This window comes from Corynebacterium sp. NPDC060344 (genome assembly GCF_042725215.1).
Taxonomy (GTDB): Bacteria; Actinomycetota; Actinomycetes; order Mycobacteriales; family Mycobacteriaceae; genus Corynebacterium.
The window spans coordinates 213,279-227,549 of the sequence record NZ_JBHXCS010000004.1 but is presented as its reverse complement, the minus strand read 5'-3'; the positions used below and the strand labels follow the sequence as shown (position 1 = coordinate 227,549).

Genomic DNA, 14,271 nt, shown 5'->3' with positions numbered 1-14,271 from the left:
GCGTGTTCTCGTGCTTGGTCAAGCTTGGTCAAGACCCTGCAATGCAAAAGATAATCCCGCCTACCGCGTGGTGCGGTGGCGGGATGTAGCTTCGTTGCTCGCGAGCATACCCTACGCGTTGAAGATCGCCTGAATGCCCATGCCGGCGAGTGCGTCGACGCCCCACACGAGCGCGACCATGAACGCCAGGAACAGGAGCACGACGATGGTGTAGACCACCATCTGCTTGCCCGTGGGCCAGATGACCTTGCGCAGTTCGGCGATGACCTGCTTGATGAAGGTGACGGGATTGCGGGTGCCCAGCTTTTCCTCGTCGTTCCGCTTCACGGGGCGGCTGTCGCGCGCCGGAGCGGTGGTGGCACCGGAGACCTGGCGCTTGCCCGTGGGCCGCGCTGCTGCGGTGGTGCTCTTTTCCTCGGCCACGTCTCTCCTCGAGGGGGTTTCCGGCGTAAGGGGTATTGCAGGGGCGACAGGACTTGAACCTGCAACCTGCGGTTTTGGAGACCGCTGCTCTGCCAATTGAGCTACGCCCCTTCGTCGCGCGAAGTCCGTGCGACGGTTTCCCACCCTAGCACGCGGGCTAATCGGGGATGGTGAACGTGGTCACCAGTAGCGATGGGGGGGATCGAACCCCCGACCTCACGATTATGAGTCGTGCGCTCTCACCATCTGAGCTACATCGCCCCAAATTCTTCCGCGCCAGCGGCCCGCTCAAAAACGGGTGCCGGACAAAAGAATGGAGCCCCCTGACAGAATCGAACTGTCGACCTTTTCCTTACCATGGAAACGCTCTGCCGACTGAGCTAAGGGGGCATGGCATCAAAGTTCGCGCTTGCGGTCTTGTGGACCCTCGGGCGCTCCCTGCGAAGCCGAGAGAAAGACTAACCCGACCCCGCTGGCATACACAAATCCGCAGGCAGCACGGCAATTACGGGCTCATCCAACACCGCAATCCCGGGCTCTTCCGCCCCTCCCCTTTGCTTTGCGACGGCCCCTCCCCGACGTCGCCAAGCCAGATACGAAAAACCGGGGCCCGGATCGCTTTCACGATCCGGGCCCCGGTGATCTGTGCCAGATGATGGATTCGAACCAACGTAGGCAAAGCCGACGGATTTACAATCCGCTCCCTTTGGCCGCTCGGGCAATCTGGCGTACACCCCGTGGGTGCGAATGGAATGCTACCCAGAACCCTCGCGGGGCACCAAATCCGCAGGCAGGGAACTATCCGACCCGCTGGACGGTGTAGTCGGCCACGCGGCGCAGGGCGGCCTTGGCGGGGATGTCGGGCAGGCCGGCGATGACGGATTCCGCCTCGGCCATGAGCTCGCGGACCAGGCCGAGGGCGCGCGACGGGCCGGAGGAGCGCTCGAGGAGGTCGAGGGCCTCGGCCAGCAGGGCGTCGTCGGTGACGGGGCCGTCGAGGATCTCGCGCAGGCGATCGCCGACGGGGCCCTCCTCGCGCAGCGCGTAGAGCACCGGCAGAGTGAACACGCCCTCCTTGAGGTCCGTGCCCGGGGTCTTGCCGGACTGCGCCGAATCGGAGGCGATGTCAATGATGTCGTCGACGATCTGGAACACCAGGCCCACCAGGCCGCCGTAGCGCGACAGCGCCTCGACGGTCTCCTCGTCCGCACCGGCGTGCAGCGCGCCGAGGTACCCGGACGACGCGATGAGCACGCCCGTCTTCTCGCGGATGACCTGCAGGTAGTGCTCGACCTCGTCGGCGCCGTCGGGGCAGCCGATGGACTCGCGCATCTGGCCGGTGACCAGGTCGCCGAAGGTGCGGGCGAAGTGCGCGACGGTGTCGGTGCCCAGGCGGGCGAGCAGGCGCGAGGCGGTGGCGAAGAGATAGTCGCCGGACAGGATGGCCACCGAGTTCGACCAGCGCGAATTGGCGGACTCGACGCCGCGGCGCATGTCGGCCTCGTCCATGACGTCGTCGTGGTAGAGCGTGGCCAGGTGCGTCATCTCGATGACGGTGGCGGCGGTGACCACGTCCTCGGACTCCGGCCGCGGCCCGAACTGGGCCGAGAGCATGGCGAACATGGGACGGAACCGCTTGCCGCCGGCGTCGGCGAGGTGGCGCACGTGCTCGACCAGGAACTCCTCGCCCCGGCTCAGCTCGTCGATGAGCAGCGTCTCGCTGGCGCGCATGCCCCCGGTGACCGCGCGCTCCAGCTCGGGGTCGCCGAGGTCGACGCTGGCGACGCGTTCGCCGCCGGTCCGCTGGATGCTCGGTGCGTCGGAAACGCTGGTTGCGCCGTTACGCATTCGGGTCCCGCCTTTTGCTCGGATCGTCGTGGTCGGATCGTCTGGTTCGATCGCCGCCATGCCTGCTCGCCCGCGGGGAGTGCCCGTGGCGAACCTGTGGATATGCCGAACATACCGTAATCCACCGGCGCCCATTCCCATCATCCGGCCCCGGGGTCCGCGCTCCCCCGCCCCGTATAGCCTTGGGGACCATGACCGCCCAGTCGCCGAATCGCCATCACGTCCCGTCCAGCGCCGATGTGGTCGTCGTCGGCGCGGGCCCGACGGGCGCGGCCGCGGCGGCGCATGCGGCCAACCGGGGCCTCGACGTCGTGATGGTCGACGCGCAGACGTTTCCCCGCGACAAGACCTGCGGCGATGGGCTCACTCCCCGCGCCATCGCGGAGCTCGGCCGCCTGAGCCTGGCCGACCGGGTCCTGTCCCGCACCCGCAACCGCGGCCTGAAGCTCCACGGTTTCGGCGGGTCGATCACCGCCCCGTGGCCGGAGGGCGAGTTCCCCGCGGCGGGCTCGGCGGTGCCCCGCACCGTGTTCGACGCGATGGTCGCCGATCATGCCGTCGCCTGCGGGGCGCGCCTGCTCGACGGCTGCCCGGTGACGTCGGTGGAGCGGGGCCCGGGCCGCTCGGTCGCGGCCGTGTCGGTTGTGCTTGACGACGGTTCGGCCCACCGCATCTCCTGCCGTTGGCTCCTCGTCGCCGACGGCGTGCGCAGTCCCGTCGGAAAGCAGCTGGGGCGGCAGTGGCACAGGGACTCCGTGTTCGGCGTGGCCGCCCGCTCGTATTGCGACGCCGGCCGCGACGAGGAGTGGATCCATTCCCACCTGGAGCTGCGCGACGCCGACGGGGCGGTGCAGCCCGGCTACGGCTGGATCTTCCCGCTCGGCGAGGGCCGCGTGAACCTCGGCTGCGGCGCGCTGGCGACGTCGGCGCGGCCGGCGAAGGTCAACGTGAAGAAGCTGCTGCACCACTACGCCGGGCAGGTCCGCGACGAGTGGGAGCTGGGGCGGCCGAAGTCGGTGACCTCGGCGCTGCTGCCGATGGGCGGCGCGGTCAGCCACGTCGCCGGCCCCAACTGGGCGCTGCTCGGCGACGCCGCGGCGCTGGTCAACCCCCTCAACGGCGAGGGCATCGACTACGGCATGGAGTCGGCGCGGCTCGCCGTGGGCCTCATGTGCGACGTCGCCGGCGACCCCGACGGCCTCACCCATTCCTGGCCGGCGATGCTGCGCGAGCACTACGGCGAGGCGTTTTCCCTGGCCCGCCGCCTGGCCGCGGGCCTGACCGTGCCGTGGCTACTGCCCGCCGGCGGCCCGCTCACCCTCGGCGCGCCCTGGGGCGGCGCGGTGATGGGCGCCGCCGCGCGCCTCATGGGCAACCTGGTCACCCCCGCCGACCGCGACCTCACCGCCCGCCTCTGGCGCACGGCCGGCCGGGCGTCCCTCGCCATCGATTCGCGACCGCCCTGGAGCTGACGGGCCGAAACCAGCAGCCGGCGCCGATCCAGCAACTCCCGCCCGAATACAACGGCACTTCGATTCACCGTGAATCGTGGGAGCGGCCCTGGCCCCGCGTTTGATTCACCGTGAATCGAATCGCGCGCCCCGGCATCGACCTGCGGCGACCCGGCACTGAGTTTTAGATCACACCACCTCGGGGATAGACAACTTTGTCTAGCAAGTGGTGTCATGTGCGGCGGACCGGGAACCGCCGACGCGGCATCCCGGAAATGCACAGCTTTTCCGAAGAAGGGACCGCAAAATGACTTCCGTTTCCGCCAAGCTCGAGGGCATCGACGCCGAGGGCCTGAACAACCTCGCCGAGACCAACAAGACCGACCCGTCCAAGGGCCGCAAGGTCCTGACCACGGTCACCCGCTGCGAAGCCGGCTTCCGCAACGTCACCTCCGTGCGCGACACCGCCGACGTCGTCGTCTCCGAGCCCTGCGGCCTGCTCGGCGACAACGTCGCCGCCAACCCCTCCGAGGTCGTCCTCGCCGCCCTGGGCTCCTGCATCTCCGTCGGCCTGCAGGCCAACGCCACCAAGCAGGGCATCGCCCTGGACAAGATCGAGCTGGCGATGGAAGGCGACATCGACATCTCCGCCGTGTGGGGCGTCGGCGACACCGACCCCGACAAGGTCCTCGGCTTCACCGACATCCGCATCGACATCACGCTGGCCGCCGAGGGCGCCGACGAGGACACCCTCAAGGCCATCGCCGACACCGCCATGCGCTGGTCGCCGGTCGTCGCCACCATGACCAACCCGGTCGCGGTGCACCACACCACCACCGTCGAAAAGTAAAGCCGAAGGAACCCGAACACCGATGACCACCACCACCGCACCCGCCACCATCCCGGCCACCATCCTCGAGCAGGTCGCCGAGCGCGCCAATGCGCTCGACAACGGCGAGGGCGAGGCCCGCTTCGTCCTGCCGCTGCTCGGCTCCGAGCAGCTGCTGGGCCTCGGTGCGCCGCGCAACGCCGGCGGCCGCCTGCCCGACATGGTCGCCGCCGTGCGGGCCCTGGCGTCGCGGTGCATGTCGTCGGCCTTCGGCCTGTGGGCCCACCGCATGACCATCGAGTACCTGACGCTGGCGGACACCGCCTACGCCAACTCGGTGCTGCCGGGCCTGCTCGACGGTTCCACCCCGGGCATCACCGGCATGGCCTCGGCGTTCCGCGAGGCCGCCGGGTGCGGCAGCCTCGACCTGACCGCCACCCCCTCCGACGACGGCTCCGAGTACGTCCTCGACGGTTCGCTGAAGTGGGCGTCGAACCTCTACGACGAGTCGATCATGGTCACCGCGGCGCGCGCCACCAACGGCGACCGCCTGCTGGTCGCGCTGCCGCTGTCGACCCCGGGCATCACCGCCGGCAACCAGTTCAGCCTGATGGCGCTGGATTCCACCGCGTCGTCCTACGTCAAGTTCGAGGGCGTGCGCATCTCCGCCGACCAGGTGCTGACCACCGACTTCGAGAACTTCCTCGCCGCCTGCCGCCCCACCTTCCTGGCGCTGCAGTCCGCGATGTGCGTCGGCCTGGCCGAGGCGTCCCTGGCCGCCGCCGACCGCGGTTCGCTGGGCACCAACGCCGTGTTCGCCCCGGAGATTGACCGCACCCGCGGCTCCCTGGCCCTGGTCCGCTCCATGGTCGAGTCCGTCGCCGAGAAGACCGGCCCGGGCGTCGCCTTCGAGCGCTCCGAGCTGCTGTCCATGCGCCTGGCCGCCGCCGAGGTCGCCACCGCCGCCGCGGCCCTCGAGCTGCGCTGCGCCGGCGGCCGCGGCTACGCCCACCGCTCGGACTCCTCCCGCCGCTTCCGCGAGGCCGCCTTCATCCCCGTCCAGTCGCCGTCCGAGGGCCAGCTGCGCTGGGAGCTCTCCCAGTGCGAGCGCTGAACGAGCCCGCTTGAACGGCTCTGTTGAGCGACTTTCGCTGAACGGGCCCCGCTGACCGGCTCAACGTCGAGCCACCTCCACCTTCACCTACCGGAAGGAACGCCATGATGACCACCGACGCTTCCGCACGCCCGCACATCCAGGACGACGGCATGACCGGCGATTGGACCCGCGGCGACCAGGTCGACGGCCGCACGCTGCGCGACACCGCCGGCGCGTTCCCGTCGGGCGTCACCGTCATCACGGCTCTCGGCCCGGACGGGTCGAAGGTCGGCATGACCGTCAGCTCCTTCACGTCGGTGTCCATCGAGCCGCCGCTGATCCTCGTGTGCGTGGACAAGCGCGCCCGCAGCCTGCCCGCCTTCCGCGTGGGCACCCCGATGGGCGTCAACGTCCTGGCCAGCGACCAGGCCCACGTGGCCTTCCGCTTCGCCGGCCGCAACGAGGACCGTTTCGCCGGCGTCGGCCACTCCTCCGGCCCCAACGACATCCCCCTCATCGACGATTCCGCGGCGTGGCTGAGCACCCACATCCACCGCATCTACGACGGCGGCGACCACCTGATCCTGCTCGCCCGCGTCAACGAGGTGCACCGCTCCGGCAACAAGCCCCTGCTCTACCACGCCGGCCAGATGCACGATTGGGCGCTCGCCGCCGCCGAGGGCCACTGATGCGGGCCGTCAGCCGCCGCCGGGCGCTGGGCCTCGGGGCCGGAGCATTGCTGGGCGGCGCGCTGGCGGCCTGCTCCGATGCACCGGCACAGGGAAACCGGGAAGGCACGGGAGGCACGGGAGGCACGGAATCCCCCGACTCCACCGGCTCCGCCGGTGACTCGGGCACGCTCACCGACGTCACCATCGGTTTCCTGCCCATCACGTGCTCCTCGCCGATCATCGCCGCGGAAGCCCGTGGGATCTTCGCCAAGCACGGCCTCAACGTCACCCTGAAGAAGTTCGCCGGCTGGGCCGAAGTGTGGAGCGCCTACGCCTCCGGCGAGCTCCACGTCGCCCACATGCTCGCGCCGATGCCCCTGGCCATCCACCATGGCCTGGCTACCCGCGCGACGCCGACGAAGCTGGCCGTCATCGCCAACACCAACGGCCAGGGGCTGACGCTGGCGAACAAGCACATGGGCGTCGCAAAGCCGGAGGACATGGAGGGTTTCACGCTCGGCGTGCCCTTCGATTTCTCCATCCACAACCTGCTGCTGCGCGACTACCTCACCTCCGGCGGCCTCGACCCCGACCGCGACGTGCAGCTGCGGCTGATGCGGCCCGCCGACATGGTGGCCAACCTGGCCACCGACAACATCGACGGCTTCCTCGGCCCCGGCCCGTTCAACCAGCGGTCCATCACCGCCGGCCACGGCCACCTGCACCGCCTCACCGGCGACATGTGGGACGGCCACCCCTGCTGCAGCCTCGCCGCCAACGCCGACTGGGCCGCCGAAAACCCGGCCACCTACCGGGCGCTGGCCGCCGCCGTCGCCGAATCGGCGCTGTGGTGCGACGACCCGAACCACCGCCACGACATCGGCGACGTCCTCGCCCCGGAGAAGTACCTCAACCAGGACCCGGCGCTGCTCAAGTCCGTGCTCACCGGCTCCGTCGCCGCCGGCGCGGGCCGCGAGCCCGTCGACCCGGCCGTCGCCGCCAAGCGCGTCAGCTTCCGGCCCATGCCGGAGGTGCCCGCCGGAATGTGGATTGGCACCCAGCTCTCCCGCTGGGGCCTCGGCGACATCGCCGACCACGGCGACACCGCCGGCCTGCGCCGCGCCGTCGAGGACGTCTTCGACGTCTCCGGCGCCGCCGACGCACTGGCCTCGGTCGACTCCCCCGAGTCCGCCACCGCCGCACCGCCCCGCACCGCCCCCGACACCTTCGAGGTCAACGGCCGCCGCTTCGACGCCGCGGACCCGTGGGCCTGGACCGACAAGGAGATCGCCCGATGAGCGACGCCACCACCATCACGGGCCAGCGCGCCTCCTCCCCCGGCGCCGGTTCGCTTGACGACGGACAATCCCCCGCCTCTCGTTCCGGCAACTCAGGTTCGCCCGCCACTGCCTCCGGCGCGGGCGGAGGTGGGGAGGAGGGGACGTCGTCAAGCAAGCAGGCCTCCACCGCCCTGCGGGATACCCTGCGCTCGCCGATGCTCAAGGGCGCGGCGGTGTTCGTGGCGTGCATGGCCGTGATCATCGGCCTGTGGCAGGTCGCGATCTCCGCCGGCCTGCTCACCGGCCTGGCGCCCGGGCCCGCCGACGTGTGGGCGCGCGGCACGGAGATCCTCGCCGACCCGTTCTACCGGGACGGGCCGTCGAGCGTCGGCATCTTCTGGCACCTGATGGCCAGCCTGTGGCGCGTGCTGCTCGGCTTCGCCATCGCCGCGGCCATCGCCATCCCCGTCGGGTTCCTGCTGGGCATGATCACGCCGCTGCGCTGGGGCCTCGAGCCGCTGGTGCAGATCCTGCGGCCCGTGTCTCCGCTTGCGTGGCTGCCCATCGGCCTGGCGCTGCTGCGGGACTCGGAGAACACGGCGCTGTTCGTGATCATCATGTCCGCCCTGTGGCCGATGCTGCTGCAGACCATCTCCGGCGTCATGGGCATCAACCCCCTGTACCGCGACCTGGCGCGGACCCTGGGCACCAACCGCCGCGACACCTTCCGCCACATCCTGCTGCCCGCGACGCTGCCGTCGATCGTCACCGGCATGCGCCTGTCGCTGTCGACCGCGTGGCTGGTCATCATCGCCGCCGAGATGCTCGTCGGCGGGCGCGGCATGGGCTACTTCGTGTGGAACATGTGGAACCGCCTCGACATCGCCGCCATCGTCGTGGCCATCGTCATCATCGGCGCGGTGGGCTTCGTCCTCGACCAGATCGTCTCCAACATCCAGAAGGTGGTCCCCAGTGCCTGACGTCATCGAGCAGCCCGGCCAGGCGGTCGACGAGTCCGACGCCCGCTACCTCAGCTTCCGCGGCGTGGTGAAGGCCTACCCCGCCAAGCGCCGCGGCGCCCCCGACACCGTCGTCCTCGACGGCATCGACCTCGACCTGGCGCACGGCCAGTTCGTCACCGTCCTCGGCCCGTCCGGCTGCGGCAAGTCGACGCTGCTGACCATGGCGGCCGGCCTGTCGCGCCCCACCGCCGGCGGCATCTCGCTGGGCGGCGAGGCCATCGACGAGCCCGGCCCCGACCGCGGCATGGTGTTCCAGCAGCACGTCCTGCTGCCCTGGATGACCGCCCTGGACAACGTGAAGTTCGCCCTGCGCAGCTCCCGCCCCGAGCTTTCCGACGCCGAGCGCGACGACATCGCCCGCCACTACCTGTCCATGGTCCACCTCGACCACGCCGTCGACCGCAAGCCCGGCGAGCTGTCCGGCGGCATGCAGCAGCGCGTCGGCATCGCCCGCGCCTTCGCCATCCACCCGAAGGTCCTGCTCCTCGACGAGCCCTTCGGCGCCCTCGATGCCCTGACCCGCCTGTCGCTGCAGCAGCAGCTCCTGGACATCTGGGAAACCGACCGCCGCACCGTGCTGATGGTCACCCACGACGTCGACGAAGCCCTCCTGCTCTCCGACCGGATCATCGTCCTCGGCGGCGGATCGCCCGCGCGGATCATCCACGACATCGAGGTCCCCTTCGCCCGCCCCCGCCGCGCCGAAGACGTCGAGCTCGACCCCGAGTACATTGCACTCAAGCGCACCCTGATCAGGTCGCTGACGTAGAGCCTCGTGCTCACGCGCCGGTGCCCGTGCCGCGCTCGTACTGCGTTCTCCCCGAGCCCTCCCCTTCCGCCCCGAAAGGCCCTGCCATGACCACCGTCGTCGACGTTTCCCCCGACCAGCTGGACAATCTCATCGCGAGCGGCTGCGCGCTCGTGGACATCCGCGGCGCGGAGGACTTCGCCGAGGGCCACATCCCCGGCGCGGTGAACATCCCCGCCAATCAGCTCAAGGCCGACCCCGCGCAGCTGGTCGCCTTGCTTGACGACGATGCCGCCGCCCCCGCCATCGCCCTCGTCTGCATGAGGGGCCACACCAGCCGCCGCGTCGCCGACGAACTCGTCGGGGCGCCGGCATTCGCCGACGAGCCGAAGCTCGCCGAACTCGACGTGCTCAACTCCCTCGACGGCGGCACCGTCGCCTGGGAGCGCGCGGGCCACACGCTGGAGCAGTAGCTGCGGGGTGTGCGGCGGGTCGTCGCAAAGCAAGACCCGCGAAGCAGCAGCCGGACCTACGCCGGCTTCACCGCCGAGTGCAGCGCGGCGATGCCGCCGGTCATGTTGCGCCAGCCGCAGTCGGTCCAGCCGCTGCGGTTGATGGCGCGGGCGAGCTCCTCCTGGGCGGGCCAGGCGCGGATGGACTCGGCCAGGTAGACGTAGGCGTCCGGGTTGGACGACACCGCCTTGGCCACCGCCGGCAGGGCGCGCATGAGGTACTCCTTGTACACCGTGCTGAACACGGGCACGGTCGGCGTGGAGAACTCGCACACCGTCAGGCGGCCGCCGGGGCGGGTGACGCGGGCCATCTCGCGCAGCCCGGCGCGGAAGTCGTGGATGTTGCGCAGGCCGAAGCTGATGGTCACGGCGTCGAAGGTGTCGTCGGGAAACGGCAGTTCCATGCCGTCGCCGCAGACCTTGGGCACGTCGCGGTGCGCGCCGGCCTTGAGCATGCCGCGCGAAAAGTCGCAGGCGATGACGGTCGCGCCGGACTTCGACAGCTCGACGGTGGACACGGCGGTGCCGGCCGCGAGGTCGAGGACGAGCTCGCCGGGCGCGAGGTCCAGGCGGCGCCCGGTCTCGCGGCGCCAATGCGCGTCGATGCCGGCGGAAAGCACCGTGTTGGTGATGTCGTAATTCTTGCCGACGCCGTCGAACATCGTCGCGACGTCGCGGGGGTCCTTGCCCAGATCTGCCCTAGCCACCCCGCCAGGCTACGCTGCCGCGCTGCGCCGCCGCGAACCCGGGTGCACGCCGCTGACCGCCGCGTAGTGGCCCATGAGCTGGTCGCACAGGGCGGACCAGGTGCGCTCGCGGACGGTGTCGCGGCACACTCCCCGCATGGCTTCGGCGGCCCGCGGATCGCCGGGGAACACGAGCTTGTCGACGGCCGCGCCCAGATCCGCGACGAACGTCTCCGGGGCGAGCAGATCGCCGTTGACGCCCGGCGTGATCAGGTCGCGGGGGCCGCCGGCGTTCGGGGCGATGGCGGGCACGCCCGAGGCGTGGGCCTCCTGGACGGCCTGGCAGAACGTCTCGAAGTCGCCGGTGTGGACGAACAGGTCGAGGCTGGCGAAGGCCCGCGGCAGATCGTCGCCGGTGAGCTGGCCGGTGAACACCGCGTTGGGCATGAGCGCCTGCAGCTCCGCGCGCTCCGGGCCATCGCCGACGATGACCACCTGCACGTCGCCGCGCTCCGACAGGGCCGCCAGCCGCTCGACGGACTTCTCCGCCGCCAACCGGCCGACGTAGCCGACGATGGGCTTGCCCTCGGGGCTCCACATCTTGCGCAGCGCCGCCGAGCGTTTGGAGGGGTGGAAGCGGACGGCGTCGACGCCGCGGCCCCACTTGCGCACGTTGCGGATGCGGTGGCGGTCCAGGTCGGCGATGGTCGGCGACGACGGCGCCAGCGTCCGTGCACAGGCGTTGTGGATCACCCGGGTCCAGGCCCAGGCCGCCGTCGACAGCCCCGCCAGCTTGTAGTTCTTGGCGAAGCCCGCGACGTCGGTCTGGTACACCGCCACCGCCGGGATGCGCAGGGTCTTGGCGGTGAAGGCGCCCGCCGCGCCAAGGACGAACGGCGAGGCCAGGTGGACGACGTCCGGCTTGAACTTGGCCAGGATCGCGGCCATCCGCGCCTCCGGCACACCGATGGGCAGCGAATCGACCATGGGGACCATGACCGTGGGCACCCGCTCGATGCGGAACCCCCGGTACGTCTCCTGCTCCTCCTGGAACGGCCGCGCCCCCGGCGCGATCACCAGCGCCTCGTGGCCGTGGTCGTCCAGGTACTCGAGCACCCGGAGGACCGAATTGGTCACGCCATTGATGTTGGGGAGGAAGCTCTCCGCGACAATCGCAACTCGCATGCGCTCCACCATCACATCCCCACCTCACCTCGTGGTGTCACCGGGGTAACGGTTGCCGGATCTTCAAGTGAACGTCGGGTGGCGCGAATGCTCAGCCACCACAGCGGCGCCGCGACGAGCAGGCCGACGACGAGGATGCTCAGCGCCGGGATCAGCGACAGCGTCCACCCGCGCCCCTCGACGCGCACCCGCTCGGGTTCGGCTCGGTCGTACTCCACGCGCACGCGCTGCCCCTCCTCCAGGCCCACCGGATAGAGCAGGCCCGTCGGCGGCGACCGGAACTCGCCGGTCTCGTCGGTGAAGTCCACGGCCGTGCGCAGCGCCCCGACGTGGCGCACCGACGCCACCGCCCGCCCGGTGTCCGACTCGATCGCTCGATCATCCGACCACGCCCCGAACACCAGCCCCGCGCACACGACGAACAAGCAGATGAGAAGGAACAGGATCAGCTGCCGCAGACGGCGCGGCCATCCCGGATGGGCGCCGGGGGTCCGGCGGGCGGTGTCGTTCGGCGTCGCTGACATCTATCCCAGCGCAGCCTTCCGCGCCAGGGCGTCGTGAAGCTCCCTGCGCCCCGCCCGCGACGTCGCGACCTCGACGACCCGGATCCCCTCGACGTCGGTGTCGGGGTGCAGGACGGCGAGCAGATCGCGCAGGTCGGAAACCTCCTCGTGGGCGGCACCGTAGGCATCGCACAGGGCCGCGATGTCGACGGCGTGCGGGGTGCCGAAGACCCTCTCGAAGCTGCCGCGCAACGCGGGCGCGCCGGCCTCGAGGGTCTCGAAGATGCCGCCGCCGGAATCGTTGGCCACCACTATGGTCAGCGACTCCGGGCGCGGCTCGCCCGGGCCGATGTTCAGCGCGCCGGCGTCGTGGAGGAAGGTCAGGTCGCCCATCAGCGCGAGGGTGCGCGGCGGGCGGATCTCGTCGGCGTGCGCGCGATCGCGGGCCAGCGCGACGCCGATGGCGGTGGCCACCGTGCCGTCGATGCCCGCGGCGCCGCGGCCGGCGTGGACGTCGACGCCGGGGAACGGCAGCCCCGCCCACGACGCGTCGCGCACCGGGTTCGACGCCCCGAGGACCAGTTGCTCGCCGGTGCGCAGACTGTCGGACACCGCCGCCGCCACATGCAGGCCGGTCAGCGGCTCGTGCGCCGCCAGCACGTCGCGCACCGCCGACGCCGCCAGCTCGGACGCCGCCTCGCAGATCTCCAGCCACGCCTCGCCCGGCTCGCCGACGGGCTCGACCGCCGCGACCACGCGCCGCGCGTTGGCGCTGACGTCGGGGTACTCCTCCCCCGCCGCGACGACGGTGACGTCGATGCGCGGGTCGGCCAGCAGCTTTGCGACGCCCCTGTGCAGCGTCGGCCGCCCCAGCACCACGATCTGCCCGGGACGGCACTCGTCGCGGGCGAACGTCGCCGCCGCCAGCGGGTGCACCGGCGTCTCCGGCGCGGGCGCGTTGGGCTCCGCGATGGTCGGCACCGCCGCCAGCCCCGGCAGATCCGGCGCACCGGAACCGGCAATGACCAGGGTGTTCTTCCCCAGGTCGAGCTTTGCGACGCTCCGGTTCCCCGACACCGCCCCGGACATGTGCAGCACCTGCGTCCACGGCCCATCGCCGCGGCCCTCCGGCAGCTGCGGCAGGCGCTCCTCGTCGGGGACCAGCGGCTCGACCAACCGGACGTTGAGATGCACCGCGCCGCCGCGCCCCGGCGCCGTCGCCGCCGCGACGATCCGATCGACCCGTGCGCGCAGCGCCGCCGCGCCGGACTCGCCGATCGGCGCCGTGCCGTCGACGTCGACCTCGGAGACGCTGGCGTCGTCGAAAAGCCTGTCCTGGACGATCGTCTGATTCGCGCCCGTGCCCCGGTACGACGCCGGGCGATCCGCCGTCAGCGCCATCAGCGGCACACCCGAATACGTCGCCTCCACCATCGCCGGCAGCAGATTCGCCACCGCCGTGCCCGACGTCACCGCGACCGGCGTCACCGCACCCGTCGCCGCCGCCAGGCCGAGGGCGAGGAACGCGGCGGAGCGCTCATCGGCGCGGACGTGCAGGCGCAGGCGCCCGGCGCGCTCGGCCGACAACAGGGCGCGGGCCAGCGGCGCCGACCGCGAACCGGGGCACACCACGGCCTCGCGGGCGCCGCAGCGGATGAGCTCGTCGACGATGAGCCCCGCCGCGACCTCCGAAGGCGCCGCATTCCTGTCATTCCCGTTGCCGTCCATCACGCCCACCAGGTTAGTGGAGCACCCCCGGCGCCGATTCGAGGTGCCCGGCGCCGCCCCGCACCCTGAAACCCCTCTCCCCACCCCAAACCCCGACATGAACGGCACTAACTGCCGACGCTTCCGGGTTTTCATGCAACGAAATCGCGGAAGCGTCGGCAGTTAGCGCCACTCACCCCGCGGTCACGCGGTGCGAGCGCCGTGTTTCGCCATTAGGGTGCGCCGGGACGGAGTTCGGAGGGGGTTCCGTCACCGACGGACCGCCTGCGGGCGGGGATTGACGGGGGAA

The 14,271-nt window shown here is 71.1% G+C and carries 14 protein-coding genes and 4 tRNA genes; 8 read left to right on the top strand and 10 right to left on the bottom strand.

Features of this window, described 5'->3' with window-relative positions; all coding sequences use genetic code 11:
- Positions 1 to 111: 111 nt before the first annotated feature.
- The 6 genes from secE to ACFWGD_RS07345 all read right to left on the bottom strand — a co-directional run bounded on the left by secE (position 112) and on the right by ACFWGD_RS07345 (position 2,271).
- Positions 112 to 423, bottom strand: coding sequence for a preprotein translocase subunit SecE (gene secE, locus ACFWGD_RS07370; RefSeq protein ID WP_377777959.1), 312 nt, complete (start codon positions 421 to 423; stop codon positions 112 to 114).
- 38 nt (positions 424 to 461) lie between these two features.
- A tRNA-Trp gene (locus tag ACFWGD_RS07365) sits at positions 462 to 534 on the bottom strand.
- A gap of 76 nt (positions 535 to 610) precedes the next feature.
- A tRNA-Met gene (locus ACFWGD_RS07360) sits at positions 611 to 684 on the bottom strand.
- 53 nt (positions 685 to 737) lie between these two features.
- Positions 738 to 813 (bottom strand) — tRNA-Thr (locus ACFWGD_RS07355).
- Positions 814 to 1,069: 256 nt separating this feature from the next.
- Positions 1,070 to 1,151, bottom strand: a tRNA-Tyr gene (locus ACFWGD_RS07350).
- Between the two features lie 70 nt (positions 1,152 to 1,221).
- Positions 1,222 to 2,271, bottom strand: coding sequence for a polyprenyl synthetase family protein (locus tag ACFWGD_RS07345; protein WP_377777958.1), 1,050 nt, complete (start codon positions 2,269 to 2,271; stop codon positions 1,222 to 1,224).
- 191 nt (positions 2,272 to 2,462) lie between these two features.
- Here ACFWGD_RS07345 and ACFWGD_RS07340 point away from each other — a divergent pair, with 191 nt between their 5' ends.
- The 8 genes from ACFWGD_RS07340 to ACFWGD_RS07305 all read left to right on the top strand — a co-directional run bounded on the left by ACFWGD_RS07340 (position 2,463) and on the right by ACFWGD_RS07305 (position 9,841).
- Positions 2,463 to 3,743, top strand: a complete 1,281-nt coding sequence (locus tag ACFWGD_RS07340) for a geranylgeranyl reductase family protein (RefSeq protein WP_377777957.1) — start codon at positions 2,463 to 2,465, stop codon at positions 3,741 to 3,743.
- Positions 3,744 to 4,029: 286 nt separating this feature from the next.
- Positions 4,030 to 4,572, top strand: a complete 543-nt coding sequence (locus ACFWGD_RS07335; RefSeq protein ID WP_377777956.1) for an OsmC family protein — start codon at positions 4,030 to 4,032, stop codon at positions 4,570 to 4,572.
- Positions 4,573 to 4,594: 22 nt separating this feature from the next.
- Entirely contained in the window at positions 4,595 to 5,665 is a 1,071-nt protein-coding gene (locus ACFWGD_RS07330) for an acyl-CoA dehydrogenase (RefSeq protein ID WP_377777955.1), read from the top strand.
- A gap of 107 nt (positions 5,666 to 5,772) precedes the next feature.
- On the top strand, positions 5,773 to 6,336 hold the full coding sequence (locus ACFWGD_RS07325) for a flavin reductase family protein (protein ID WP_377777954.1): 564 nt from the start codon (positions 5,773 to 5,775) through the stop codon (positions 6,334 to 6,336).
- Entirely contained in the window at positions 6,336 to 7,616 is a 1,281-nt protein-coding gene (locus ACFWGD_RS07320; RefSeq protein WP_377777953.1) for an ABC transporter substrate-binding protein, read from the top strand. Before ACFWGD_RS07325 ends, ACFWGD_RS07320 begins: the two co-directional genes overlap by 1 nt.
- Positions 7,617 to 7,813: 197 nt before the next feature.
- Positions 7,814 to 8,578, top strand: coding sequence for an ABC transporter permease (locus ACFWGD_RS07315; protein ID WP_377777994.1), 765 nt, complete (start codon positions 7,814 to 7,816; stop codon positions 8,576 to 8,578).
- A complete protein-coding gene (locus ACFWGD_RS07310) occupies positions 8,571 to 9,389 on the top strand; it encodes an ABC transporter ATP-binding protein (RefSeq protein ID WP_377777952.1) in 819 nt (272 codons plus the stop codon). Before ACFWGD_RS07315 ends, ACFWGD_RS07310 begins: the two co-directional genes overlap by 8 nt.
- An 86-nt stretch (positions 9,390 to 9,475) precedes the next feature.
- Positions 9,476 to 9,841 (top strand): rhodanese-like domain-containing protein, encoded by a 366-nt coding sequence (locus ACFWGD_RS07305; protein WP_377777951.1) that lies wholly within the window; start codon positions 9,476 to 9,478, stop codon positions 9,839 to 9,841.
- 56 nt (positions 9,842 to 9,897) lie between these two features.
- Here the strand turns inward: ACFWGD_RS07305 and ACFWGD_RS07300 are convergent, their stop codons facing one another.
- The 4 genes from ACFWGD_RS07300 to menD are packed head-to-tail and all read right to left on the bottom strand — an operon-like array spanning position 9,898 to position 13,982.
- Positions 9,898 to 10,587 (bottom strand): demethylmenaquinone methyltransferase, encoded by a 690-nt coding sequence (locus ACFWGD_RS07300; protein ID WP_377777950.1) that lies wholly within the window; start codon positions 10,585 to 10,587, stop codon positions 9,898 to 9,900.
- A gap of 9 nt (positions 10,588 to 10,596) precedes the next feature.
- A complete protein-coding gene (locus ACFWGD_RS07295) occupies positions 10,597 to 11,751 on the bottom strand; it encodes a glycosyltransferase family 4 protein (RefSeq protein ID WP_377777949.1) in 1,155 nt (384 codons plus the stop codon).
- 11 nt (positions 11,752 to 11,762) lie between these two features.
- Positions 11,763 to 12,275, bottom strand: a complete 513-nt coding sequence (locus tag ACFWGD_RS07290; protein WP_377777948.1) for a DUF3592 domain-containing protein — start codon at positions 12,273 to 12,275, stop codon at positions 11,763 to 11,765.
- Positions 12,276 to 13,982: a 2-succinyl-5-enolpyruvyl-6-hydroxy-3-cyclohexene-1-carboxylic-acid synthase gene (gene menD / locus ACFWGD_RS07285; RefSeq protein ID WP_377777993.1), complete on the bottom strand. Its 1,707-nt coding sequence runs from the start codon at positions 13,980 to 13,982 to the stop codon at positions 12,276 to 12,278.
- Between the last annotated feature and the right edge of the window lie 289 nt (positions 13,983 to 14,271).